Raw genomic sequence first — 24817 nt, 5'->3', positions numbered from 1 at the left:
GCTCCGGTTCGGGTTCGGTCAGGCGCGCCTGGCGAGCACGCGGTAGAGCAAGGACGCCGGCAGGACGCGTTTTAGCGCCGCGCCGATCTTAGCCGGCACCGTTACCACATAGTGCGGGCGCGGGCGCTGTGACAGAAGCGCGTGGCGGAGCGCCCTGTGCACGATCTCCGGTCCCGGCTTCAGCTTCGACACGCTGCCGCCTGCCTGAAGCCTTGCGAGCTGCGCCTGATAGTCGGCGCGGTGGACGGAATTTTCGACATCGATGTTTTTCAGGAACCAGGGCAGGCCGTTGCTGGCGATCTTCGATATCACCGGTCCGGGTTCAATGAGCGAAAGGTGGATGCCGCTGCCTTCGAGCTCCTGGCGCATGCACAGCATCAGGCCTTCGATGGCGTGCTTGGAGGCCGAATATGCGCCCCTGAAACGAACCGGAGCCAGGCCGAGGATCGAGGAGCAGTGGACGAGGCGGCCGTGCCCCTGGCGGCGCATGACCGGCACGACGCGCCGGGTGAGATCGTGCCAGCCGAAGACATTGGCCTCGAACTGTTCGCGAAGTGCGGCGACCGGCAGGTCCTCGACGGCGCCGGGCTGGGCGTAGGCGCCATTGTTGAACAGCGCATCAAGCGTGCCACCGGTGCGTTCAAGCATCGCCTCGACCAATGCCGCGATGGATTCGGGCTCACGATAGTCGAGATAAAAGGCCTCCAAGCCGTCGGCCTCGAGGGCTGCGATGTCGGCCGGCTTGCGCGCCGTGGCGAAGACCCGCCAGCCTTCCGCCTTCAGCGCCCGCGCGCAATAGGCGCCGATGCCGGACGAGGCCCCGGTGACGATGACGGTGCGCAACTGTTTCGCGACGGTGGACGTTGTCTGAACCGGGGTTGCCATTTGCCGCAATCACTTCCCATATTCGCGACGTCGACACAATCGAGCGGAGCGCGGGTCCTTGCTCAGGAATATCGTCGCCGTCAAACGCGTGCTCTACGATGCGATCGGCCATTTCACCAATGATGACGGCTGGGCGATGGCCAGCCATCTCGCCATCACCTCGCTGATGGCGCTGTTTCCGTTCCTGATCTTCGCCACGACGCTGGCAAGCTTTCTCGGCGCGCAGGCGTTCTCGGATACGGCTGTGCATCTCGTCTTCGACACTTGGCCGGAGCAGATCGCCAAGCCGATCGCACGCGAGGTGCAGAACGTGCTCACCGTTCGACGAAGCGATCTTTTGACCTACGGCGTCGTGCTTGCCGCCTACTTCGCATCGAACGGCATCGAGGCGCTGCGCACCTCGCTCAACCGGGCCTATCGTGTCATCGAAACACGCGGCATCATCTATCGCAGGGTGCAAAGCATCATTTTCGTGCTGATCGCCACGGCCTGCTTCCTGGCCGTCAGCGTGCTTCTGGTGTTCGCCCCGCTGCTGGCCAGGCTGGCAGAGGCGCATCTCGAATGGATCAAGCCCTATATGGGCACCATCACGCTGTGGCGCTACGTCGTCGCCTCGACCGTCATCGTCATCGGGCTGTTCTCCGTGCATATCTGGCTGCCGGCCGGCAAGCGCCGCTTTGTCTCGATCATACCGGGCATCGTCTTCACGCTGGTCGCCTGGCTCGCTGGCTCGACCATCTTCGCCACCTATCTCGACCATTTCTCGTCCTACGTGACCACCTATGCGGGACTCGCCTCAATCATGATCGCGGTGGTGTTCCTCTACATCATCTCGGCGATCTTCATCCTCGGCGGCGAGCTCAACGCCGCGATCAGCCGGTATCTCGAGGCGCGCGCGAGAGTTGGCTGAGTCGATGCGGTCGTATGAAGGAACTGGAGAATTGAAGAACTGGAGAATTGAAGAAGAGGCGCGGAGCCAAGAGTTGGTGCCTTTTTGCCTAGTGCGTTTCACCGTTTCACGGAACCGGTGAAACGCCCTATCTCTTTGTTTTTACGCAATTCCGGACGAAAAACCGCTTACACTTTTCCTGGGAATTGCTCTAGTTCCTCAATTCCTATTTCCTGGCCTGCCGCGCCGTCGCGAGGGCGACGCCGAGCGTGGCGATCGCCATACCGGCGATCTGCAGCAGGTTGAGCTGCTCGTTGAAAAGCAGCCAGGCGATGACCGCTGTCACGGCCGGCACGAGGTAGAACAGCGAGGCGACCTTCGACATCTCGCCGTCCCTGATCATCACCATCAACAGGAATATGGCGCCGACCGACAGCACCAGGACCAGCCAGGCCATGGCGAAGATCAGCTCGCCATTGACGGCAACGGTGCGCGTCTCGAGGGCGAGCGAGCCGAGGATCATCACGGCGGAGCCGCCGACATACTGCCACATCGTCGCCGACACCAGATCGCCGCCGGAGGCATAGCGCTTCTGCCAGATGGTGCCTGCGCTCATGCCGAGCACGGAGACGAGCGAAGCCGTCAGCGTCGCCGGCGTGACGCCACCGCCGAGTGCGCCGAGCTTTGGCCAGAGCACGATGACGACGCCAAGCAGCCCGACGGCAAGGCCGGCCCAATGGCGCGGCAGGATCGCTTCGCCGAGGAACTTTCCGGCGAGCACGGCGGTGATCAGCGGCTGCAGGCCGACGATCAGCGCCGATAGACCGGCGGGCATGCCCCTGTGGATCGCCCAGAAGACGGCGCCGAGATAGACGCCGTGCATGAGGACGCCGGCCACCGTTGCGTGCAGCGCTTCTTCGCCAGTCGCCCTGCGCGAGCCGAGCAGAACGGTCAGCCCTGCAAACAGGATCGCCGCTATCACGAAGCGGATGGCAAGGAAGGTAAAGGGTTCCGCCCAGGGCATGGCGTAGCGCGCGCCGATGAAGCCGGTCGCCCACAGAACGACGAAGGAGGCGGGAATGAACCGCTTGATGCTCTGCATTGGGGGAGGCTGCCAGGATGAACGGTTGATGACGGCAATTGCTCTAAAGCCGTTCAATCCCGCAAGCAAAACGAAACGGTTGATCCATAAGCTAAGTCGAATTCAACAAACCGTGCCAAGAGGGGCATGGCGCGCGGGCGCGCCATGGTGAGGCATGTTTTTGCATCTCGACACGACCTGGCTTCTGTTCGCCTTCGCGATCATCGCCGCCTTCGGATTCTTCTTCGGCACTTTGCTCGATGCGATCATGAAGGAGGGCGCCTTCGGTCCGAGCGGCAATACGCTGCTGTTCATCGTCGGCTTTTTCGTTGCGGTGGTGGTCGCCCATAAGCATGGCATCAGCCTGAGCGATCTCAGGCTCGCCGTTGCCTGGGGGCTTGGCGGCGCCTTTGCCTTGATCAGCGTGCTGGCGCTGATCAAGGCCGGTCTGGCGCGGCTCGGATCATAATCCGGACAACTGCCTGATGCCTTGCGGCGACACGCCTGTCTCTCGGAGCGCCGCAAGACCGGTGTCCTTGAAGCTCTTGGACAGTTTCCTGCCGTCCGGGCCAAGGATCAGGCGGTGGTGGAAATAGCGTGGCTGCGGCAGGCCGAGCAGGTCCTGCAGCAGGCGCTGCACCCCGGTCGCCGAATAGAGGTCCTGGCCGCGCACGACATGGCTGACGCCTTGCAGCGCGTCGTCGAGAACGACGGCGAGATGGTAGCTGGTCGGGATGTCGCGGCGGGCGATGATGACGTCGCCCCAGACCTGCGGCCGCGCTTCGATCGCTCGCGTCGCCGACATCGTCTCGTCGGTGAATTCAGTCCATGACAGGGCGCTTGAGACACGCGCCATCGCCGCTTCGACGTCGAGGCGCCAGGCAAAAGGCATGTTCTCGGCAATGCGTCGCTTGCGCTCCCGGGCCGGCAAGGCCTTGTCGAGCGGCGGGTAGTGCGGCACGCCGTCCGGATCGCGCGGCCAGTCGCGGCCGCCGGTCTCGGCGATGAAGGCGCGGATCTCGCCGCGGCTCATGAAAGCGGGATAGAGGAGCTCCTCGGCGATCAACCGGTCGAGCACTTCCCGGTATTCGGCAAAATGCTCGGACTGGCGGCGCACCGGCCGTTCCCAGCTCAATCCCAGCCATTCGAGGTCGCGAAAAATGCCGGCCTCGAATTGCGGTGTGCAGCGAGTGACGTCGATATCCTCGATGCGCAGCAGCAAGCGTCCGCCGGCCTGCGCCGCCATCTGCTGGTTGAGCAGGGCCGAATAGGCGTGGCCGAGATGCAGTTCGCCATTGGGGCTCGGCGCGAAGCGGAATGTCAGGAGCGTCATCTTTCAGGCGGCATTCAGGTTGTCAGGTGCTTCCGCCGGTTGATAGTTAGCCATCATTTGTCGCCCTGGGAACAAGCAACGTGCAACGCATCGCCTCGCTTGACGACATTGCGGCAGGGCTCGACGCGCTCTGCCGGATCGACCCGCGGCTGGAGACCGTGCGCGGCAAAGCGGGCGAAGTGCCGCTTCGGCTGTCGGAGCCGGGGTTTCAAAGCCTCGCCTCGATCATCGTTTCGCAGCAAGTGTCTCGCGCAAGCGCCGACGCCATCTTCGGCCGGCTGGTCAAGCTGGTCGACCCGCTCACGCCGCAGGGTATCCTTGCCGCCGGCGAGGACATTTTTCGTGACGCCGGGCTGTCGCGGCCTAAGCAGCGCGGGCTGCTCGCGGTCGCGCAGGCCGTGGCCGGCGGGCTCGATCTCAACCACCTGTGCACGCTGGATGCAGGCGAGGCGATCGCGGCGATGACGTCGGTGCCCGGCATCGGCCCGTGGACCGCCGAATGCTACCTGCTGTTTGCCGCCGGCCATCCCGATGTGTTCCCCGCGCGCGACGTCGCGCTGCAGACGGCGGTCGGCCATGCGCTCGGCATCGACCCGCGTCCGCCGGAGAAAATGCTTATCCAACTGGCCGAATCATGGAGCCCGTATCGGGGTGTCGCGTCGCGGCTTTTTTGGGCCTACTATCGGGAACTGAAGGGCAGGGATGCGACGCCACCTGTCGAAATGGCCAAAAAAGCATGAAAATCATGCGTTTTTAGCGGCTTCAGCGAGAGACAATCCGCTTCACATCCCTGTCATGTCAGGCTTACAGTATCCGCGCCGTTCGGTTCTGGAACGAAGGAGGCAAAGGACGTGACGGTCGCCGTATCTCCGGATGGGCTTCCCGCGCTGGTGCTGAACGCGGACTACCGTCCGCTCAGCTATTACCCCCTGTCGCTCTGGTCGTGGCAGGACGCCATCAAGGCTGTCTTCCTCGACCGGGTCAACATCGTCGCCGAATACGAGCACGCCGTCTCCTCGCCGACCTTCTCCATGAAGCTGCCGAGCGTGGTGAGCCTGAAAGCCTATGTGAAGCCGTCGCGGCATCCCGCCTTCACCCGCTTCAACGTTTTCCTGCGCGACCGCTTCCAGTGCCAGTATTGCGGCACGCCGGAGGATCTGACGTTCGACCATGTCATCCCGCGCCATCGCGGCGGGGCGACGACGTGGGAGAATGTCGTCGCCGCCTGCTCGCCCTGCAATCTCAGGAAAGGCGGCATGATGCCGGCGCAGGCCAAGATGTGGCCGCTGCAAAAACCCTACCAGCCGACGGTGCACGACCTGCACAACAATGGCCGCCTGTTCCCGCCCAACCATCTGCATGAAAGCTGGATGGATTATCTCTACTGGGATGTCGAGTTGGAGCCATAGGGCCGCTTTCAACGATTGGGGCTGGTTGGCTGTCACCCATGTACAGGACAACAATCGAGTGCCTCGATGTGCCGCCTCATTTGGGTCCGCAGGCGGCCATCGACATCGAGCAAGAGTTTCGCATCCATAGGACTTGGCACAAGGAGCCAAGCTGTGCCTACGACGATGGAAAAACTCCTACTCGTTGCGCGCAACGACTTTGACGTCGATGGCAGGGCGCTTCTCGACGAGTTCTGGGACTGTCTCGCCGCGTATCTCGGTGAGCACGGAGAGATGCGCATTCTCAGTGTCGAGCAAGCCTGAAGCCGCCACCGGATAGTTCAATCCCGCGCGAGCGCGCTGCGGAAGGCGACGGCGGCGAGGATGAGGCTGGCGATGGCGTTCCAGCCGGCGAGCGACAGGCCGAGGATGCGCAGCGCCGCCTTGTCGCAGGACGGCGGCACGAATTTGTCGAGCGCGTCGAGCACGCCCTTGCCGCCGGTGTCGACCGGGCCGGCGCCGGCGGTGCAGTCGGCCGGACCTTGCCACCACGCCCATTCGACGCCCGAATGGTAGACGCCGAGATAGAGGCCGTAGAGCATCAAAAGGCCGCCGATCGCGAGCAGGCCGCGCGTCACCCAGGCCGGCGCGCGCAGCATCGAGGCGATCACCGCCAGCACCATCAGCGGCACGCCGACATAATAGGGGGTGCGCTGCTCGAGGCAGAGATGGCAGGGGATGTAGCCGCCGATATACTGGAAGGCCAACGCCGAGCCGACGGTCGCGGCCATGGCGACGGCGAGAAAGAGCGCCGCGCGGGTGCGCTGGCGTCCGGTGTCGGCATTCATGGTCGCTGTCATCGATGGAGATCCGTTGTTGCGTCGCTATCCGTGGGCGTATCTGACGAGGATATAGAGCAAAATCAGGGCAACGGCGCCGGCGCCGACAATCAATCCCAGACGCTTTTCGATAAACTCCTTGATCTCCTCGCCATAGCGGCGCAGCAGCCAGGCAAGCAGCAGGAAACGGGCGCCGCGCGCCACGATGGCCGAGACGATGAAGACCAAAAGATTGACGTGAAGCGCGCCGGCCAGAATGGTGACCACCTTGATCGGCGGCAGGTGAGCGGCGCCGGATGTGACGAGCAGCACCAGCATCAGCCCGGCGCCGGACGACTGCCACTTCTCGAATGTGGCAATGCCGCCGAAATGCTCCAGGATCGGCCGTGCTATCGTGTCGTAGGCATAGTAACCGATCAGCCAGCCGGCAATGCCGCCCAGGACGGAAGCAGCCGTGGCGGTCAGCGCGTAGCGATAGGCGCGTTCGGGCCGCGCCAGCGCCATGGGCAGGAACAGCACGTCGGCCGGGATGAAGAACACCGAGCTTTCGACGAAGGCGATGAAGGCCAGCCACCATTCGGCCGATTTCCTCGCCGCCAGCGACAGGGTCCAGTCGTAAAGTCCGCGAAGCATCGGCTCTCCTAATCCTTGGCGCCCCGAGGCGCTTGGCGGTTTTGGGCAACGACAGGCAGGAAGACAAGGACCCAAAGCGCCGCATCCAGCTTCCGGAAGCGAGGCGCTCAACGCATAGCCTGTCTAAAAAGAATTTCCGCGCCGCACAATGTCTGCGTCGGCGCGAGGCCGAAGGGTGAGGCAATGCCGCCGGTTCCACTGGCAAATCCGCAACAGGCCAGTTGACGAACACCCATCCGCCCGTATAGTCCGCGCCCATCCAGGCCGCCCGGCCTGAGCCCCTATGGCGGAATTGGTAGACGCGCTCGACTCAAAATCGAGTTCCGCAAGGAGTGCTGGTTCGATCCCGGCTAGGGGCACCATCCTTCGCTCTGCGAGCTTCGGATGGCGGGCCATCCCAAAGCGCTTTACCGCATGTTCCCGGTGTGCCCTTGCGAGTAGCGCCCCGGCTGCGGCCAGACCGTCAGCCCATGCGGCTCGACGCCGACGCGGATTTTCGTCACCGCGCCGCTGGTGGTGTCGATCATGTAGACGTCGCTGTCGAAGCGGCCGGAAAGCCAGAGCTGCTTGCCGTCGGCGCTGACATTGCCCATGTCGGGGCTGCCGCCGTCGGGGATCGGCCATTGCGCGACCACGGCGCGGGTGGCGAAGTCGATCACCGTCACGCTGCCCGGGCCCTTGGCCTTGCCCTGCTCCATCTTGTGCGAGCCGCGGTTCGAGACATAGAGGCGCTTGCCGTCGCGACTGACGACGAAGCCATGCGTGCCGATGCCGGTCGGGATGAAGCCGATTTCCTTGAAACTGTCGCCGTCGACCAGGAACACGCCGTCATTCATCATGTCGGCGACGTAGAAGACCTTGCCGTCGGGCGAGAGGCGGATGTCCTGCGGCATGCCCATCTTGGAGAGATCGAGGTGGCCGAGCACCTTCTGGTTCTTCAGGTCGATCTTGGCCAGGCCGCCATCGCCATATTCGCAGGTGAAGATCGCATAGGAGCCGTCACCTGAGAAATCGGCATGGTTGATGCCGGGGCAGGTCGGTGTCGGCAGGCTCGATTTCAGCGCCATGGTGTGCGGGTCGCGGAAATCGAGCTGCTGCATCGCCTCGTCGACGACGATTGCGGCGCTGCCGTCCGGCATGAAGTACAGATTGTAGGGATCGTCGACTGGAATCTGCTTGCCGGGCTTGGCCGTCATCGGGTCGATCGGCGTCAGGCTGCCGTTGCTGCCGGTGCCGTTGTTGGCGACCCACAGCGTCTTCAGATCCCAGGACGGCACGACATGCTGCGGCTTGCTGCCGACCGTGAAGCGGTCGACTTCCTTCAGCGTCGTCGTGTCGATCACCGAGACGCTGTTCGAGGAACGGTTGGGCACGTAGACGCGCGGCAGCGCTCCGGTCGTCACCGGGCTCAGATGGCCGGCGGCGGTGTGCTTGTAGATGTTGACCGGCGGTGGTGGCGGATCGCTGCAATCCTCGGGGAAGGAGCCGGCGTGCAACGCGCCGGGCTGCAGCGAGACAAGCAGCGCCAGCGGCACGCAAAGACGGATGAAGCGCAGAGAAGTCTCGATCATTTTGGCTGACTTGCGATGAAGGCGCGGATTTCATCCGTCGTCCCGTTGACGATGAGATCCACGCCGAGCTGCCCGAATTGGGCGGAGGACCTTGCCGGATCGCCGCCGTAAACGCCATCCCCGGCACCGAGCTTCGGCGGGCCTGCAAGACGATCCCTGCGCACCAGCGACGGGTCGACGGCGAGCATCAGCGAGGTGTCGGCCAGGCCGGCATGCGTTCCGATTTCGGCGCGTGTGGCGCCGGCGGCCAGCAGTTTGTCGGTGTAAGGGCCTTGCGCGAACCGATAGTAATCGAGCGCGGCAAAGACCCGCACCGGCGTCCTCTTCCATTCGGCATTGAGCCGGTCGGCCACGTGGCGCTCGTCGGCCTGGTAGCCACCGTGATCGCCGATCAGCACGATGGTCTTGAAGCCGGCATGCCTGAAGCTGCGGGCCGTGGATTCGAGTAATTGCTCGAAAGTCCCGTCATCGACGGAGATGGTTCCCGGAAAACGCATGTGCTCAGTAGGCGGATCGATATTGCCTTCCGGCACATAGGCGATGACCGGCGCGACCAGCGCATTGCCCAGTTTCGCGGCAATCTTTTCGGCGAGGGCCTTCACCCGCACATTGTGCTTGCCCAGCGCCATTGCCGGGCCGCTCTGCTCGGTGCCGCCGATCGGAACGATGATCGTGGTCGTTCCCGCCGCGACCAGGTCGCGCAACTCGGTCCAGGTCAGATCTTCCAGGAAGACCGAAGCGTTTGCCGGGGTGACCGCCGGCAAGAACAACAGCAGCGTGGCCCCAGCCAGGATGCGCCGCAGCGCGCGCCTTCCGATCTCAAGATGCATGCCCTTGTACCCGCTGCCTTTCTAGCGCCGCTTCAGCAGGCTCCGCATGCGGTTGCGCAGGAGGCGCGCCATGTTGCGGGTCTCGCGGTAGAGATGCAGTTGCGAGGCCGCCTGGCGGGCCAGCCGGTCGGCATCCGGCGTCAGCCCGACCACCAGCGTGCCCATCGGCTTGCGCTCGCTCCACAGGCGGCTCATCACCGGGTGGTCCGGCACCGCGCAGGAATCGGTCATGACGATGTTGGGATCGTCGAGATGCTGCTTGGTCACCTCGATCATCAAAAGCGTGCCCGGCGAATAGGTGGCGAGCGCCTCGTCATAGGCCGTCTTCCAGGTGTAGGCGACGCCGGCCTCGACGAAGACGACCAGGCAGGCGATGGCGCGGCCGTCCAGCGTCAGCAGATGGATGCGGCACATGTCCTGCTCGGCCAACCTGTGCACGGCTTCGCGGGCGAAGGCGGCGCGGTAGCGGTCGATCGCCATCGCGGTGCGCTCGCGGCCTTTCCAGCCGGCCGCTTCCAGCGTCAGGAAGCTTTCGATGGCATGGCGGATCTCGTCCGGTCCGCGCGCCACGATGTGCTCGAGCTTGCCTTGATCGGCGAGGCGCCGCTTTAGGCGGCGGAATTCGCGATAATGGTGCGCGCGCAGCGAGGCCTTGAGATAGTCCTCGCCGTCGGCATCGCTTTCAAGCACCGGGCGCTCGACCTTGCCGGTGGTCACCAGGGTCAGGCCGCGGCTGTCGGCAAAGGAGGTGAGCAGGCTCGCCACCGGACCGTCGAGCCTCATGTCGGGCAGCACGAAGACCTTGGGCAGCTTGAGATGCGGCCTCGACAGCATCGAGAAGAAGTCCTCGATGACGCCGACCGGGTCGTCGCGGTCGACCAGCGGCGTGCCGAGCGGGCCGAACGGGCTCGACCATGTGCGCATCACCGGGACGCCGAGCGGGATAGCCGGCCGTTCGACCGAGAACGGCACCAGAAGCCGCAGCCGGTTGCGGTATTCGTCGCCGTCGCGGATGACGGCCAGCCGCACCTCGCGGTCTTCCAGCCGGGGCATCGCCGGCGCCAGGAAGCGCGGGTTGAAGAAGACGTTGGGCTCGATCGTGCGGGCGCTGAGATAGTCGAGCTCCTCGACTAGGTCGAAGCCGGCCGAGGCCGGGTAGATGGCGAGCTTGCGCTCCGGCCTGTTGCTGGCGAACAGCTCGATATGGGCGGGGTCCGCCTCGCGCGCCAGGCCGGCAAGGTTGGAGACCATGGCGCCGGCGGGGCCGCCGCTGGTCTCTTCGAGCAACGGGACGGCGGCCATCAGGCGACTTCCTTCTTTGCAGGCACGAAGATCGCCATCACGATGCCGAGCTTGCGCCAGACGGTGAAGGAGAGCGCGCTGGCCTCGAAGACCATGGCGAGGCTGGTGGCGATCGCCGCGCCCCAGAGGCCGAACAGCGGGATCAACAGCACGTTGAGGCCGATGTTCAGCGCAAGCGTCATGGCATAGACGGCGGCGCAGATGTTCTGGTTGCCGCTCATGGTGAGCAGGCTCTCGCAGGGGCCGACGGCGGCGCGCGCGACCACGCCCAGCACCAGCAGGAAGAGCAGTGGGTAGCCGGCGGTGAATTCGGGGCCGAACAGCACCAGCATCGGCTCGCCCAGCACCAGCACCAGCAGCGCCATCAAGAGCGAGGGCCAGAAGGTCCAGGTGACGGTCTCGCGGGCGAAGGCGGCGAGCCTGTCGGGATCGCCATGGGTGAACTGCGCGTAGCGCTGGGCAACGCCGGCCTTGACCGCGAAATAGACGAAATGCACCAGCGCCAGCGTCTTCACCGTGGCGAAATAGACGGCGACGTCGTTGGGCTGGAGATAGGCGCCCACCATCAGCACGTCGGCATTGGTGAGCAGGAAGAAGAAGCTCTCGACCAGGAAGATCGGCAGCGAAACGAGGATCCATTGGCCGAAATGCACGGCCATCGGCCCGGCCGGTATCTTTTTCTCCATGCGCGATGTGACGGCCATCAGCTGGCCGAGCGTCGTGACATAGGTGGCGGCGATCGAGGCGAAGATCGCCGTCTTGGCGTCGGGCTCGTAGTGCAGGCCAAGCATCAGCGCCATGAACGCCAGGATCAGTACCGGCCGCACCAGATAGGTGGGAGACAGCGCCAGCAGCGCCCAGGAATTGGCGCGCGCCAGCCCCTGCAGGAGATCGCCGAGCGCGATCATCGGCAGGCAGATGACGCCGAGGATGAAGGGGATGACGTAGTAGTTCTCGATCCAGTCCGAGGCGAGCCACACGCCAAGGGCGCCGAGGCCCGCGATCAGCGTCGAGGCCACGAGCACGAACAGCCGGCTGGCCAGCACGATGCCGCGCAGCTCGGCCAGCATGCCGCGCTCGCGATATTCAGGAATGAAACGGATCACCGAGGTGTGGAAGCCGAGGCAGGCGAGGTTGCCGACGATGACCATCGTCACCCAGACCAGCACCGAGATGCCGTATTCGAACGAGCCCAGCCAGCGCGCCATCAGCACCTGGCTGACGAAGGCGATGAAGGCGCTGATGATGCGGATGGAAAAGGCGATCAGCGACATGCGCCCGGCTTCGCCGCGTTCGTCGGCAGTGAACAGCACGGCGTCGATGCGGCCAAGCAACGGACGCATGCGCAGCGCCCAGCGCTGCGGCAGGAACCGCCCGGCAGTCGTCGCCGCGGAAAAGCGCACCCCGAATACTCTCCGTTTTCCGCCTCTTTTCAAGGTTTCGGTCTATCCGAAACACCTTAAGAAAGGGTGGGTGGGGTGCGGGGACTTGCCTTCTCCCCTTGTGGGAGAAGGTGGCCGCGCAGCGGCCGGATGAGGGGTGTTCCAGGGAAAGCCGACGTCCCACTCCGCTGGAGCACCCCTCATCCGTCTCGACGCTGCGCGCCGATCCACCTTCTCCCACAAGGGGAGAAGGAAGAGGCGCTGCTACATCCCTTGCATAGCGTCGCAGGAGACGTTCGGGTTCATGTCGGCGAAGGCGCCGGTCGGGTTCTGCTTCCAGGCCCAGACATGCAGCTCGTAGAACGGGCCGAGGCCGTAGCGGTTGGGCGCCGTGTTGAAGTTGAACAGATGACCCTCGAGCGAAGCCGGGCCCTTCGCGGTGATGTATTCGACCGCGATCAGCTTCAGCGTGCCGTCGGCCATCGGCTCGTACATCACGGCTTCCGGCTTGGCGACGTCGACGGCGTCGTCCTTCAGATAGGCGGCGTTGACGTAGTGGATGCCCATCGCGCCGCCGGTGAGGCCGCTGGCGCAAGGGATCGGCGCGTAGCCTTCGGCCTTGGCAACCGCGACGTCCTCGAAGCGGCTGTCCAGCGCCCGCACCTTTTCGGCGAGCGGGTTGACGATTTCGGCCGTGGCCGCGCCCGCTATCAGCATCATGAGCGGGGCAGAGGCGCCGATAAGGCATCTGGTCCAATTGTGGATGGTCATTTCATGTCTCCAATGCGGTTGAGGCGCGCAAACGGCGGGCCGGCCGCCAAGGCCAACTCCGGGCGCCGGCGACGCTTGTCGTCAAAAAGGATGTATGCTGACCCCGACGAAGCGGGATCAGCTGTGATGCCACCAATATTCCCAGTATTCGCGCGGGTTTTCCCGCTCATGGAGGCCGATGTCGCGCCTCAGGTAGTCGTCCTGCGGAGGCAGAAGGCGGCGCCGTTTCCGCAAGGGCGAAAACAGCGCCGACACGGCCCGTCGCATGTAGCCGGGCCGTGGCGCGAAGGTACCCGCTGGGGCGGATAAACTCGCGTCGTGTGGCACGGCGTCAGGTCCGCCGGCGACGGGTAACATCTGACCGACACGGTCTGCCCGATCAGCGATAAAAGTAGGGGTCGAGGACCCGCACCTCCGTGATCTTGTCGACGGGAAGCGCATTCTTCTGCGCAGTGCTGCGGATCGCCTCCGGCGAGGGCGCATCGTAAATGCAGAAGCTCTTCGACTTGTCCGGCGAGACGAAGGATTGCACCCAGGTCACGCCTTTCTCGGCGTTGCGGGCAATGACGCCGCCCATCGCGGTTGCGCCGGCATCGTTCATCGGCACGTTCAGGCCTTCCGGGAAGGTGCGTTCAACAAGGTAGCGAGGCACGATCGTTTTTCCTTTCGTTGATGAATCGCGCTCGGTTCAAGCGCGTCCCGGCAGAAATCACCTTCGCGAAAGGCGCGCATCGGAACCTTTCCCCATATTTGGCGGGACGATTCCCTATCTTTGCAGCGTTCTATGTGGAAGTAAGCACTTCAATGTGTGGAAGGTCACATTTCCGCTCGTTCGTACCGACTATCCAGCGGCATCCGCCGCGCCGACAATCCCATTCGCGAGAGTGACGATGCTTCTGGAAAGGCAGACGCAACTGAAGCAACTGGACGCGGCGCTGGCCGGCGCCGTGGACGGGCACGGCCGCGTCGTGGCGCTGTCGGGCGAAGCCGGCGCCGGCAAGACGACACTGGTCGAGGCCTTCATGGAGCGGATGACGGACGGTGTGACGCTGTTGCGCGGCGCCTGCGAGGACCTCTCGATCCCCGATCCGCTCGGCGCGCTCTACGATCTCGCGCGCGAGGCGGGATGGGAGTTGCCGCAGGCGATCGACGCCCGCGAGGGGCAAAGGTTGCCGCTTTTCTCCGACGCGCTCGAGGTCTTCGAGACGAGAGGCCCAAGCGTCCTGGTCATCGAGGATCTGCATTGGGCGGATGACGCGACGCTCGACTTCGTCCGTTTCCTCGGCCGGCGCATCGCAAGCACCCATATCCTGCTCGTGATCACCGCGCGGACCGACCGCAGCGAGGGCCAGATGCGGGTTCGGCGGGCGCTCGGCGAGATTCCGGCAAGCAACATCCATCGTATCGAGGTCCCCCTGCTCAGCGAGACGGCGGTCCTGTCGCTCGCCGAGGCCGCCGGCCGCGACGGCGGCGCTATCTACCGCGCCACGGCAGGCAACGCCTTCTTCGTGACGGAGTTGCTGGCCGGCGAGAAAGACGGCCTGCTGCCGGTCAGCGTGCGCGACGCGGTGCTCGCGCGCGCCGAGCAGCTCTCGCCCGGCGCCCGCTCGATGCTCGACGCGGTTTCGGTGTTCCCGCGCCGCGCCGATGCCTGGGCGCTGAGTGGCCTTTGCGGAATCGCCGCCGCCGGCCAGCTTGCCGAATGCGTCGCCAACGGCCTGCTCGAGGATTTCGGCGACGGCTATGCCTTCCGGCACGAGATCGCCCGCACGGCGATCGAGATGGCGCTGACGCCCAGCAAACGGCGCGAGTACAATGAGCGCGCCCTGGCAGCCTTGCGGGAAAATCCGCAAGTCGCCACCGCAAGGCTGGTGCATCATGCGGTGGAAGCCCAAAGCCTTGACGTGGTGCGCGAGCTCGCGCCAGTCGCCGCGCGCGAGGCTTCCCGCGTCGGCGCGCATCGCGATGCGGCGGGCTACTACGAGGTCGCCCTGCGCTACGCGGATATCCTGCCGATCGAGAAGCGGGCGGAGCTTTATGAAGGCCATGCCTTCGAGTGCCACCTGATCGGCCGCATCGACGCGGCGATGGAAGCGCAGGGCCGGGCGCGCCAGCTGCGCCAGGCGCTCGGCGACCGGCTCAAGGAAGGCGACAGCCTCAGGTGCCTGTCGCGCTTCGCCTATCTGCTCGGCGATCGCGAGGCGGCGGACCGCTTCGGCGAGCAGGCCGTGGAGCTTCTGGAAACCGCGCCCGACAGCGCCGAGCTGGCGATGGCCTACTCGAACCTCTCGCAACTGGCGATGCTCGCCGAGCGGCTCGAGGACACGCTTTCGCTCGGCGGCAAGGCGGTCGAGCTGGCGGAGCGGCTCAACCGGACGGACATCCTCTGTCATGCGCTGAACAATGTCGGCGCCGCCGGACAATGGCTGGACTTCGCCAAGGGACGGCGCGATCTCGCCCGCAGCCTCGGGATTGCCCTGTCGGGCAACTTCCAGGAGCACGCGGCGCGCGCCTTCACGAACTGCGCCTGCGTTGAGATGAACAGGTTGAACTTCAAGGAAGCGGCGTCGTTCCTGGATAGCGGCATCGGCTACTGCGTCGAGAACGATCTCGCGACATGGCGCGATTACATGCGCGGCGTGCAGGCGCAGCTTTTGCTTCGCCGCGGGTTTTGGGACGACGCGGCGACGGTCGCGCACGAGGTTGTCGACGACGACGCAACGACGCCGCTCGTGCGCTATCCGTCGCTGGTGGCGCTGGCAAGGTTGCGCATCCGCCGCGGCGACCCGTCGGCCGAGGCGATCGTCGAAGAGATGAGGCGGTTCCTGGACAAGGGCATGGAGCTGCAGCGGCTCGTGGCGTTTGCCGGGGTGCTGGCCGAATTGGCCTGGCTCGGGCAAGCCGACAGCCAGGAAGCCCTGCGCCTGATCGCGGTTGCCGAAAGCCTCGCGCCGACGCCGGCCGTGTTCGGCGAACTTGCCATCTGGCGGGAGCTGTTGTCGCCGGGATCCGAACCCGGCGACACGGGCGGCATGGCCGAGCCGCACCGCCTGCAACTGACCGGCGACTGGCGCGCCGCCGCAGCGCTATGGGCCGAAATGGGGGCGCCTTTCGAACAGGCAATGGCCCTGCTGCTCGGCGACGAATCGGCGCAGCGCGAGGCGCTCGCCATTTTCGAGGACCTTGGCGCGAGGGCGGTCGCGCAGTATGCCCGCGGCCTAATGCGGGAAAGCGGCGTCAGCCATATCGCGAGAGGACCGCGGCAGGCGACGCGCGCCAACCAGGCCGGCCTCACGCAGCGCCAGATGGAGGTCCTGGAGCTTGTCGAGCGAGGCTTTTCCAACAAGAAGATCGCCGCGCATCTGACCATTTCGCCCAAGACGGTCGATCACCACGTCTCGGCGGTGCTGGAGAAGCTGGAAGTCATCTCGCGCGGCGAGGCGGCGGCCGCGGCGCGGAGTTCGGGGCTGTTATGACGATCAGTTGATAGGGAGCCCGGAACGGCGTTCCACCGGGATCGCGGCACGCCGGCGCTGCCCCTCATCCGGCCCTGCGGGCACCGCCGGCCCTTCGCTATCGCTCCGGGCGTTCGTCGTTCGAAAAGCCAAGCAATTGGCTTTTCGTCCGCTGCGCGGACCACGCCTCACCCCCGTTGAACGGGGAGAAGGGAAAAGGGTCAGGCGAAGGTGCCGTGGCAGTGCTTGTACTTCTTGCCGGAGCCGCAGGGGCAGAGCTCGTTGCGGCCGACCTTGCCCCATGTGGAGGGGTTCTTCGGGTCGCGGTTTTCCGACGCCACGACGGCGTTGGTGTCCTGACGCATGAGAAGCGCGGTCTCACCGCCCTGGAAATCGTCTTCGCCGGTAGTGCCGTCGATGTGGCTGCCGAACATGTCGGGCGCTTCCGGCGGCGGGGCGTCCGCCGCCTGGCGGACCAGTTCGACGCGCATCAGCTGCGCGGTGACGGCCTGGCGAAGGTTGCCGAGCATGCCCTGGAACAGCTCGAAGGCCTCGCTCTTGTATTCCTGCAGCGGGTCGCGCTGGGCGTAGCCGCGGAAGCCGACCACCGAACGCAGGTGGTCGAGATTGACGATGTGCTCGCGCCACAGATGGTCGAGCGTCTGCAGCACCACCGACCGTTCGACATAGTTCATCACGTCGGGGCCGAAGCGATCGGCGCGCTCCTTGGCGGCGGCGTCGGCCGCGGCCGTGATGCGCTCGCGGATATCGTCCTCGGCGATGCCCTCTTCCTTGACCCATTCCTCGATGGGCAGGTCGAGATTGAGATACTGCGCCGCTTCCTCCTTGAGGCCGGCGACGTTCCACTGCTCGGCATAGGCGTTTTCGGGGATGTTCTTGGCGACGATCTCCTCGATGACGCCTTCGCGCATCTCGGCGATCGTCTCCGACAGGCCTTCGCCGTCCATCAGCTCGATGCGCTGCTCGAACACCACCTTGCGCTGGTCGTTGGCGACGTCGTCATACTTGAGGAGGTTCTTGCGGATATCGAAGTTGCGCGCCTCGACCTTCTTCTGCGCCTTTTCGAGCGCCTTGTTGATCCAGGGATGGATGATCGCCTCATCCTCCTTGAGGCCGAGCTTCTGCAGCATGCCGTCCATGCGCTCGGAGCCGAAGATACGCATCAGATCGTCCTGCAGCGACAGGAAGAATTTCGAGCGGCCGGGATCGCCCTGGCGGCCGGAGCGGCCACGCAGCTGGTTGTCGATGCGGCGCGATTCGTGGCGTTCGGTGGCCAGAACATAGAGGCCGCCGGCGGCCAGCGCCTTTTCCTTCAGGCGCTCGACGTCGGCCTGGATTTCCTTTTCCCGCGCCTCGCGCTCGGGGCCCTCGGGCATGTCGCCCAGTTCCTCGGCGATGCGCATCTCGGCATTGCCGCCGAGCTTGATGTCGGTACCGCGGCCGGCCATGTTGGTGGCGATGGTGATGGCGCCGGGCTTGCCGGCCTGGGCGACGATGGCCGCCTCGCGCTCGTGGTGGCGGGCGTTCAGGACTTCGAAATCCTTGAAGCCCTCCTTGCGCAGGCGCTCGGCCAGTTGCTCGGATTTTTCAATGGAGGTTGTGCCGACCAGCGTCGGCTGGCCTTTGGCGCTGGCTTCGCGGATTTCCTTGACGATCGCCTTGTACTTCTCCTCGACCGTCCGGTAGACCTCATCGTCCTCATCCTTGCGGATGACCGGCAGGTTGGTCGGGATCTCGGTGACTTCGAGGCCGTAGATGTTGCCGAATTCCTCGGCCTCGGTCAGCGCCGTGCCGGTCATGCCGGACAGCTTCTTGTAGAGGCGGAAATAGTTCTGGAAGGTGACGGAGGCGAGCGTCTGGTTCTCCGGCTGGATCGCCACGTGCTCCTTGGCTTCAAGCGCCTGGTGCAGGCCTTCCGAATAGCGGCGGCCCGGCATCATGCGGCCGGTGAACTCGTCGATGATGACGATCTCGCCGTTGCGCACGATGTAGTCCTTGTCGCGCTGGAACAGGCGGTGCGCCTTCAGCGCGTTGTTGACGTGATGGACGATGGCGACGTTCTCGACGTCGTAGAGCGACTCGCCCTTCAACAGGCCGGCGTCGCGCAGCATGTTCTCCAGCTTCTCGGTGCCCTCCTCGGTGAAGATCGAGGTCTTCTGTTTCTCGTCGATCTCGTAGTCGGCCGGGCTGAGCTTGAGCATGAAGGTGTCGATGGTGTTGTACATTTCCGAGCGGTCCTCGAGCGGACCGGAAATGATCAGCGGCGTGCGCGCTTCATCGACCAGGATGGAATCGACCTCGTCGACGATGGCGTAGGCATGGCCGCGCTGCACCATCTGGGCGCGCTCATACTTCATGTTGTCGCGCAGATAGTCGAAACCGAGTTCGTTGTTGGTGGCGTAGGTGACGTCGGAGGCGTAAGCCTCGCGGCGCTCGTCGTCGGAGAGACCGTGGACGATGACGCCGACGGTCAGGCCGAGGAATTTATAGACGCGACCCATCCACTCGGCGTCGCGGGTGGCCAGATAATCGTTGACGGTGACGACATGGACGCCTTGGCCTGCAAGTGCATTGAGATAGACCGGCAGAGTGGCGACCAGCGTCTTGCCCTCGCCGGTGCGCATCTCGGCGATGCCGCCATTGTGAAGCACCATGCCGCCGATCAATTGTACGTCAAAGGGACGCATGCCAAGCACGCGGCGGGCCGCTTCGCGCACCGTGGCGAAGGCGGGAACCAGCAGATCGTCGAGCGCAGCGCCGTTGGCGAGATCCTGGCGGAATTTTTCCGTGCGCCCCGCAAGCTCGGCATCGGAAAGCGCCCGCATCTCGTTTTCCATGGCGTTGATGGCTTCGACCCTTGGCCGGGTCGACTTGACACGGCGGTCGTTGGAAGAACCGAAAACCTTACGGGCGAGACCGCCGAGACTGACCATCCAATGGTCCTTTCGATAGCAATTTTAGCCGCTTGCGACAGACGCCTGGCGGGCCCATCAAATCCGCGTGAATGCGGACAAACGCAAAAAGCGCCCGGAAAACGGTTCTGGACGCCAAGTCGTTGGACAGATAAGAGGGGGCTCAATCGATGTCAACGCCGCGTTAGCCCTAAGGGCAGCGCCAAATTCCGCCACAATCCGACTGATCTGGAACCCTTGCGCTTACGCGATCCTCATTGGCAATCCCCTTGGAGTTTATCTTGATGTCCCTGTCGTTCCGCCGCGCCTCGCTCGCCAGCCTCGGTCTGGCCCTCGGGCTCTCGGCTCTTTGCCTGTCGCCGCTGATGGCGCAGGAGACCAAGCCCGCCCAGGACGCCACGGCACCCGCGGCCGCTCCGGCGGCGCCGGTCGATCCCAATGCCGTGGTCGCCACCGTCAATGGCGAGAAGCTGACCGAGGCCGACCTTCAGCTCGCCGAAGGCGAACTGTCGCAACAGTTCGCGCAGATGCCGCCGGAACAGCGCCGCGCGGCTGCCCTCTCGGCCGCGATCGAAATCCGCGTCATGGCCAAGAAGGCGGTCGACAGCGGCCTCGACAAGGACGCCGACTTCCTGCGCCGCATGGCTTTCCTGCAGGCACGCGCCCTGCATGGCGAGGTGGTCGAGAAGGAAGTGGTCGACAAGGTGACGGACGCCGAAGTGCGCGCCCGCTACGACCAGGAGATCGCCAACACGCCGCCGGTCAACGAAATCCACGCTCGTCACATCCTCGTGAAGACGAAGGAAGAAGCCGAGGCGATCATCAAGCAGCTCGACGGCGGCGCCGATTTCCAGAAGCTCGCCAACGAACACACCAGCGATCCGAGCGGCAAGACCAGCGGCGGCGACCTCGGCTGGTTCGGCCCGGGGCAGATGGTGCCGGAATTCGACAAGGCGGCCTTCGCGCTCGACGTCGGCAAATATTCGAAGGAGCCGGTGCAGTCGCAGTTCGGCTGGCACGTCATCAAGGTCGAGGACAAGCGCGCCAAGCAGCCGCCGGCCTTCGACGACGTCAAGGACCAGGCCAAGCAGGCGGTGATCCGCGACAAGTATTTCGCCATGGTCAAGGAGCTGCGCGCGGCCGCCAAGGTCGAGATCCCGGACGAGAAGCTCAAGAAGGACGTCGACACGATGGAAGCCGGCAAGTAATCCGCTGCCGACTGGAAACCTTGCAAAGGGCGCCTTCGGGCGCCCTTTCGCATTCGGGAGTCAAGCGGTCGCTAAAGCATGTCGCCCAGAAGTGTGCGGCGGTTCTGGGACAACGACATGCATCAAAACAAAGACTTAAAGCGCGTCGCCTGAATCCGATTCAGCGCGAGGCGCTTTAGAGCGTTTCACCGTTTCACGGAAACGGCGAACCCCGCTATCTCCTTGTTTTGACGCAATTCCGGACCGAAGGCTACGGCGAGGCGCCGAGCCCAACCGCTTCACACTTTTCCTGGAATTGCTCTGATTCCCCGCGTGATGTAGCGCACGGCGGCGCGGATCGCCGCGTCGTCCTCGTCGAGCCGTCCGGCCAGCAGGTGCCGCCAGGCGAAGGAAGCGATCAGGTCGGCGACGATCCCGGCATCGACATCGGCCGCCACCTCGCCACGCGCCTTGGCGCGCTCGATCATCCGACCGGTATGGCCGCGGCGCCCTTTTGAATATTCGGCGAGCGCGGCCGCGGCCGTCTCGTCCGACTGCGCCTCGGCGATCAGCGAGCGGAAGATGTTGCCTGACGGGGTGTCGCGCCAATGCGCGAACAGATTCTCGAGGAAGCCGGCCAGATCGTCCTCGATGTTTCCGGTGTCGGGCGTCTCGACGCGCTTCTGGCGCTGGTAGACCTCGATCAGCAGCGCCGCCTTGCTCGGCCACCAGCGATAGATGGTCGGCTTTCCCGCCCGCGCCCGCCGGGCGACAGCCTCGATCGAGAAACCGGCATAGCCCGCCTCGCGCAACACCGCCTCGGCGGCCTTGACGATGGCATCGGCGCTCTCGGGGTTGCGTTTCGCGCCGATCGACTTGCGCCCGCGAGCGGCGGCTTCGTCCATCGAGGTCTTCCTTAGCCGGTGAATCTGGTGCCGATCATATTGACTTCGGCGATGAAGCGAAACGACGCGTTTCCAATTGCAAAGCCGCCGGCCAGGCCGGGAGGGCGCGGCCAGAACGCCCCTTGCGCCGACGCGCGCTATCGGGCAAACCGGCCTTCTTTTCGTGTTCTTGCCGCTCCGGGGTTCCGATGTCCGCTACGATTTCGCCGCTCGCACCGAAGAAATATCCGAAGATGCCGGTCATCGAGGGTGTGCGCATCGCGACCGCCGAAGCCGGCATCAAATACAAGAACAGAACCGACCTGCTCGCCATGGTCTTCGATCCGGGCACGGCTGTCGCCGGCGTGTTCACCCGGTCGAAATGCCCGTCGGCGCCGGTCGACTTCTGCCGTCAGAACCTGCCTGCCGGCAAGGCGCGGGTCCTGGTGGTCAATTCCGGCAACGCCAACGCCTTCACCGGCAAGAAGGGCAAGGCTTCGACCGCGCTGACCGGCGAGGCGGCGGCCAAGGCCGCCGGATGCTCGGAAGCGGAAGTCTTCCTGGCCTCGACCGGCGTCATCGGCGAGCCGCTCGACACCACCAAATTCAGCCATCTGCTCGCCGGCCTGGTCAAGGACGGCAAGCCGGATCTGTGGACCGAGGCGGCCAAGGCGATCATGACCACGGACACCTATCCGAAGGTGGCGACGGCGACGGTCAAGCTCGGCGACGCCGACGTCACCATCAACGGCATCGCCAAGGGCGCCGGCATGATCGCGCCCGACATGGCGACGATGCTTTCCTTCATCGCCACCGACGCGCCGATCGCCGCCCCCGTGCTGCAGGATCTGCTTTCGCGCGGCACGGCCAAGACCTTCAATGCGGTGACCGTCGACAGCGACACCTCGACCAGCGACACGCTGCTCATCTTCGCCACCGGCAAGGCCGCCGCGCGTGGCGCGCCGGCGATCAGCGATCCCAAGGATGCGCGGCTCGGCGCGTTCCGTCGGGCGCTCGGCAAGGTGCTGAAGTCGCTGGCGCTGCAGGTGGTGCGCGACGGCGAGGGCGCGCGCAAGCAGGTCGAGGTCACGGTGACCGGCGCCAAATCGGCACGTTCGGCCAAGCGGGTCGCGCTTTCGATCGCCAATTCGCCGCTGGTGAAGACGGCGGTTGCGGGCGAGGACGCCAATTGGGGCCGCGTCGTCATGGCCGTCGGCAAGGCTGGCGAGCCTGCCGACCGCGACCGGCTGTCGATCTGGTTCGGCGACAATCGGCTCGCGCATGAGGGCGAGCGCGATCCAGGCTATTCGGAGGAAGCGACCTCGGCCTATATGAAGCGCGACGACATCCGCATCCGCGCCGATCTCGGCATCGGTCGCGGCAAGGCGACGGTGTGGACCTGCGACCTCACCAAGGAATATGTCGCCATCAACGGCGATTACCGGAGCTGATGGCGCCGGTGTCCGGGCATCCGGCAAGCGTGCTGGCGGTCGTGCGCCGCTACGAGGCGGCGGGCTTTCGTGCCTGGCCGGCGGCCGCGGTCCATTATGACGGGACCTGGGTGGTGCGGCTCACGGCCGGACACCCCGCCAAGCGCCTGAACTCCGTCAATCCACTCGATCCGGGCGACACGCACGCCATCGAGGAGCGCATCGGCCGCGCCGCAAGGCGGTTCGATGCCTATGGCCGGCCGCTGACCTTTCGCATGTCGCCGCTGTCGGGACAGGTTCTGTCCACGCATCTCGACAAGGCCGGCTGGAACAGGTTCGACGAATCCCTGGTGATGCGGCTGCCGCTGAAAGAGGTCGAGCTCGGCGCGGCCATGGACCAGATTCCGCTCAAGGACATCAGCCGCTTCATCGGCGCGTCGCTGAGGACGAGCGGCTCGGACGCCTCGTTGCGGCCCGGCCTGTCGGAGGTCATCGGCGCCATCCAGCCGGAAGCCGGGCTGTTCGCGCTCGAGGACGGCAACGAGCCGCTGGCGACGCTGATCTGCGTCCATGACGGCGATCTCGCGGGCCTGTTCGAGGTCGCCACCGAAAAGTCGGCGCGCAAGAAGGGCCATGGCCGCAATCTTATCCTGTCGGCGCTGAAATGGGCGCGGCTGCGCGGCGCGCGCGAGGCCTGGCTACAGGTCGAGGCCGGCAATCTACCGGCGCTCTCGCTCTACCGGTCGCTCGGCTTCGAGGAAGTCTATCGCTACCACTATCGACGGCCGCCGGGCGCATGAGCGAGGTCAAGCCAACCGGAAAGCGCCTGTTGCTGGTCGCTGCCTGCGCGCTGGTCGACACCGACCGGCGCGTGCTGCTGGCGCAGCGCCCGGAAGGAAAGCAGCTTGCAGGTCTGTGGGAGTTTCCGGGCGGCAAGGTCGAGCCGGGCGAAACGCCGGAGCAATGCCTGGTTCGCGAACTCAATGAGGAGCTCGGCATCGAGACGGAGATTCCGTGCCTGGCGCCGCTCACCTTTGCCAGCCATTCCTATGACGATTTCCATCTCCTGATGCCGCTTTATGTCTGCCGCCGCTTCCGCGGGATCGCGCAGCCGAGGGAAGGGCAGGGGCTCAAATGGGTCAGGCCCCGGCAGATGCGCGACTATCCGATGCCGCCGGCCGACGCGCCGCTGATCCAGTTCCTCATCGACCTTTTGTAGTTTCACGGTCGCCTTAGCGGCAGTTCATCGTTTCTCGGGCGCGGTGACGTTTCACGCTTTTTCCGGAGCTGCTTTAGCCAGCGTTAATGGAAGATTTATCTCGACGTGAAAAATTGCGCGAGGCCGTTTCGCGCGGCGATATCGTCGATGACTGGGAAACACGGCATGAGCCTTGAAAGAGACTGGGACTCGATCCGGCCCGACCGAGGCTTCCGCGCGGTGGACGCCGGCATGGGCATCCTGCGGATAACGCTTCTCTTCGGCTCGGCCGCAGTGGCGCTGGCGCTGATCGCGACGCCTTTCCTGGACAGCCAGACCCGGCCGCAGAGCGCCCGTGACGGCTTCTCCAGCGGGCTCGACATGACGGCGACCGGATCGATCGGCCATCGCCCCAATACATATACTGTGCGCCGAAGCGTGCTGCAGCCTTTGCCCAGTTCAATCTGCGTCATCCGCAATGACGGCAGCCGCAGCGGCGAGTGCTGACTTGGTTAATGATTTGGCGGCAGGGCGGCGTTTCACTCGCTGTTAAGCTTTTACCGTTAACCTTTCTTAACGGGTAGGACATTAGAGTTCCCGCATAAGGGATCGATGACCATGAAAAACCTGCTGCAACAATTCATTGAAGATGAAACAGGCGCCACGGCCGTCGAATATGGCCTGATCGTCGTGGTGTTGTCGCTCGTCATTGTCGGCGGGGTCAGCCAAGCCTCCAGTGCGCTCCAGTGGTTGTTCAGCGACAACAACAGCAGATTGGTCCAGGCCTTTTCCCACTGACGTGGGCCAACCGCCATCGCAGCTGAGG

Annotated in this window: 24 protein-coding genes and 1 tRNA gene; 12 read left to right on the top strand and 13 right to left on the bottom strand. The window is 64.9% G+C overall.

The genetic code is table 11. From position 1 onward, the window contains the following. Positions 1-18: 18 nt before the first annotated feature. Positions 19-885, bottom strand: coding sequence for an SDR family oxidoreductase (locus RFM52_RS16475; RefSeq protein ID WP_320296721.1), 867 nt, complete (start codon positions 883-885; stop codon positions 19-21). 58 nt (positions 886-943) lie between these two features. On the opposite strand from RFM52_RS16475, the gene RFM52_RS16470 reads away from it, so the two are divergent. Then, positions 944-1795 (top strand): YihY/virulence factor BrkB family protein, encoded by an 852-nt coding sequence (locus tag RFM52_RS16470; protein WP_320296722.1) that lies wholly within the window; start codon positions 944-946, stop codon positions 1793-1795. Positions 1796-2000: 205 nt separating this feature from the next. On the opposite strand, the gene RFM52_RS16465 is transcribed toward RFM52_RS16470, so the two are convergent. Beyond that, positions 2001-2876: a DMT family transporter gene (locus RFM52_RS16465; RefSeq protein WP_320296723.1), complete on the bottom strand. Its 876-nt coding sequence runs from the start codon at positions 2874-2876 to the stop codon at positions 2001-2003. A gap of 154 nt (positions 2877-3030) precedes the next feature. Between RFM52_RS16465 and RFM52_RS16460 the strand changes: the two genes are divergently transcribed. Continuing rightward, complete coding sequence (locus RFM52_RS16460) at positions 3031-3324, top strand: hypothetical protein (RefSeq protein WP_320296724.1); 294 nt, start codon at positions 3031-3033, stop codon at positions 3322-3324. Here the strand turns inward: RFM52_RS16460 and gluQRS are convergent. Then, positions 3319-4188 carry a tRNA glutamyl-Q(34) synthetase GluQRS gene (gene gluQRS, locus RFM52_RS16455; protein ID WP_320296725.1) on the bottom strand — a complete coding sequence of 290 codons (870 nt, stop codon included), beginning with the start codon at positions 4186-4188 and terminating at the stop codon, positions 3319-3321. The two genes, RFM52_RS16460 and gluQRS, sit on opposite strands and share 6 nt — an antisense overlap. A gap of 80 nt (positions 4189-4268) precedes the next feature. On the opposite strand from gluQRS, the gene RFM52_RS16450 reads away from it, so the two are divergent. Next, positions 4269-4928: a DNA-3-methyladenine glycosylase family protein gene (locus RFM52_RS16450; RefSeq protein WP_320296726.1), complete on the top strand. Its 660-nt coding sequence runs from the start codon at positions 4269-4271 to the stop codon at positions 4926-4928. A gap of 111 nt (positions 4929-5039) precedes the next feature. Next, entirely contained in the window at positions 5040-5597 is a 558-nt protein-coding gene (locus RFM52_RS16445) for an HNH endonuclease (RefSeq protein WP_027167440.1), read from the top strand. A 320-nt stretch (positions 5598-5917) separates the two neighbouring features. Here RFM52_RS16445 and RFM52_RS16440 read toward each other — a convergent pair whose 3' ends face one another. Together RFM52_RS16440 and RFM52_RS16435 are read right to left on the bottom strand one after the other, a co-directional pair. Then, complete coding sequence (locus tag RFM52_RS16440) at positions 5918-6436, bottom strand: disulfide bond formation protein B (protein WP_320296727.1); 519 nt, start codon at positions 6434-6436, stop codon at positions 5918-5920. A gap of 24 nt (positions 6437-6460) precedes the next feature. Further along, a complete protein-coding gene (locus RFM52_RS16435; protein ID WP_320296728.1) occupies positions 6461-7048 on the bottom strand; it encodes a YqaA family protein in 588 nt (195 codons plus the stop codon). A 277-nt stretch (positions 7049-7325) separates the two neighbouring features. On the opposite strand from RFM52_RS16435, the gene RFM52_RS16430 reads away from it, so the two are divergent. Next, positions 7326-7410 (top strand) — tRNA-Leu (locus RFM52_RS16430). Positions 7411-7455: 45 nt separating this feature from the next. Here RFM52_RS16430 and RFM52_RS16425 read toward each other — a convergent pair. The 6 genes from RFM52_RS16425 to RFM52_RS16400 all read right to left on the bottom strand — a co-directional run bounded on the left by RFM52_RS16425 (position 7456) and on the right by RFM52_RS16400 (position 13556). After that, positions 7456-8619 (bottom strand): YncE family protein, encoded by a 1164-nt coding sequence (locus RFM52_RS16425; RefSeq protein ID WP_320296729.1) that lies wholly within the window; start codon positions 8617-8619, stop codon positions 7456-7458. Beyond that, on the bottom strand, positions 8616-9449 hold the full coding sequence (locus tag RFM52_RS16420; RefSeq protein ID WP_320296730.1) for a creatininase family protein: 834 nt from the start codon (positions 9447-9449) through the stop codon (positions 8616-8618). Before RFM52_RS16420 ends, RFM52_RS16425 begins: the two co-directional genes overlap by 4 nt. Positions 9450-9470: 21 nt before the next feature. After that, positions 9471-10751 (bottom strand): GNAT family N-acetyltransferase, encoded by a 1281-nt coding sequence (locus tag RFM52_RS16415; RefSeq protein WP_320296731.1) that lies wholly within the window; start codon positions 10749-10751, stop codon positions 9471-9473. Next, complete coding sequence (locus tag RFM52_RS16410; protein WP_320296732.1) at positions 10751-12154, bottom strand: lipopolysaccharide biosynthesis protein; 1404 nt, start codon at positions 12152-12154, stop codon at positions 10751-10753. Before RFM52_RS16410 ends, RFM52_RS16415 begins: the two co-directional genes overlap by 1 nt. Positions 12155-12397: 243 nt before the next feature. Next, positions 12398-12853: a hypothetical protein gene (locus tag RFM52_RS16405; RefSeq protein WP_320296780.1), complete on the bottom strand. Its 456-nt coding sequence runs from the start codon at positions 12851-12853 to the stop codon at positions 12398-12400. Positions 12854-13283: 430 nt separating this feature from the next. Beyond that, on the bottom strand, positions 13284-13556 hold the full coding sequence (locus RFM52_RS16400) for a DUF4242 domain-containing protein (protein ID WP_112131409.1): 273 nt from the start codon (positions 13554-13556) through the stop codon (positions 13284-13286). A gap of 238 nt (positions 13557-13794) precedes the next feature. On the opposite strand from RFM52_RS16400, the gene RFM52_RS16395 reads away from it, so the two are divergent. Continuing rightward, a complete protein-coding gene (locus RFM52_RS16395; protein ID WP_320296733.1) occupies positions 13795-16380 on the top strand; it encodes an ATP-binding protein in 2586 nt (861 codons plus the stop codon). A gap of 200 nt (positions 16381-16580) precedes the next feature. On the opposite strand, the gene secA is transcribed toward RFM52_RS16395, so the two are convergent. Then, a complete protein-coding gene (secA, locus tag RFM52_RS16390; protein WP_320296734.1) occupies positions 16581-19313 on the bottom strand; it encodes a preprotein translocase subunit SecA in 2733 nt (910 codons plus the stop codon). Between the two features lie 263 nt (positions 19314-19576). Between secA and RFM52_RS16385 the strand changes: the two genes are divergently transcribed. After that, positions 19577-20500: a peptidylprolyl isomerase gene (locus RFM52_RS16385; RefSeq protein WP_320296735.1), complete on the top strand. Its 924-nt coding sequence runs from the start codon at positions 19577-19579 to the stop codon at positions 20498-20500. A gap of 278 nt (positions 20501-20778) precedes the next feature. Here RFM52_RS16385 and RFM52_RS16380 read toward each other — a convergent pair whose 3' ends face one another. Then, the gene (locus RFM52_RS16380; protein WP_320296736.1) at positions 20779-21384 is read right to left on the bottom strand and encodes a TetR/AcrR family transcriptional regulator; all 606 of its coding nucleotides are present in this window, start codon (positions 21382-21384) and stop codon (positions 20779-20781) included. A gap of 188 nt (positions 21385-21572) precedes the next feature. Between RFM52_RS16380 and argJ the strand changes: the two genes are divergently transcribed. The 5 genes from argJ to RFM52_RS16355 all read left to right on the top strand — a co-directional run bounded on the left by argJ (position 21573) and on the right by RFM52_RS16355 (position 24789). After that, on the top strand, positions 21573-22814 hold the full coding sequence (gene argJ / locus RFM52_RS16375) for a bifunctional glutamate N-acetyltransferase/amino-acid acetyltransferase ArgJ (RefSeq protein WP_320296737.1): 1242 nt from the start codon (positions 21573-21575) through the stop codon (positions 22812-22814). After that, entirely contained in the window at positions 22814-23593 is a 780-nt protein-coding gene (locus RFM52_RS16370) for a GNAT family N-acetyltransferase (RefSeq protein WP_320296738.1), read from the top strand. Before argJ ends, RFM52_RS16370 begins: the two co-directional genes overlap by 1 nt. Further along, positions 23590-24012, top strand: coding sequence for a (deoxy)nucleoside triphosphate pyrophosphohydrolase (locus RFM52_RS16365; RefSeq protein WP_320296739.1), 423 nt, complete (start codon positions 23590-23592; stop codon positions 24010-24012). The genes RFM52_RS16370 and RFM52_RS16365 overlap by 4 nt, the downstream gene beginning before the upstream one ends. A gap of 165 nt (positions 24013-24177) precedes the next feature. Beyond that, complete coding sequence (locus tag RFM52_RS16360) at positions 24178-24498, top strand: hypothetical protein (RefSeq protein ID WP_320296740.1); 321 nt, start codon at positions 24178-24180, stop codon at positions 24496-24498. Between the two features lie 111 nt (positions 24499-24609). Further along, positions 24610-24789, top strand: a complete 180-nt coding sequence (locus RFM52_RS16355) for a Flp family type IVb pilin (protein ID WP_320296741.1) — start codon at positions 24610-24612, stop codon at positions 24787-24789. Positions 24790-24817: the final 28 nt, after the last annotated feature.

The organism is Mesorhizobium humile, from assembly GCF_033977215.1.
Classification (GTDB): domain Bacteria; phylum Pseudomonadota; class Alphaproteobacteria; order Rhizobiales; family Rhizobiaceae; genus Mesorhizobium; species Mesorhizobium humile.
The sequence above is the reverse complement of the archived record's forward strand: the minus strand, read 5'-3'. Positions and strand labels throughout refer to the sequence as shown.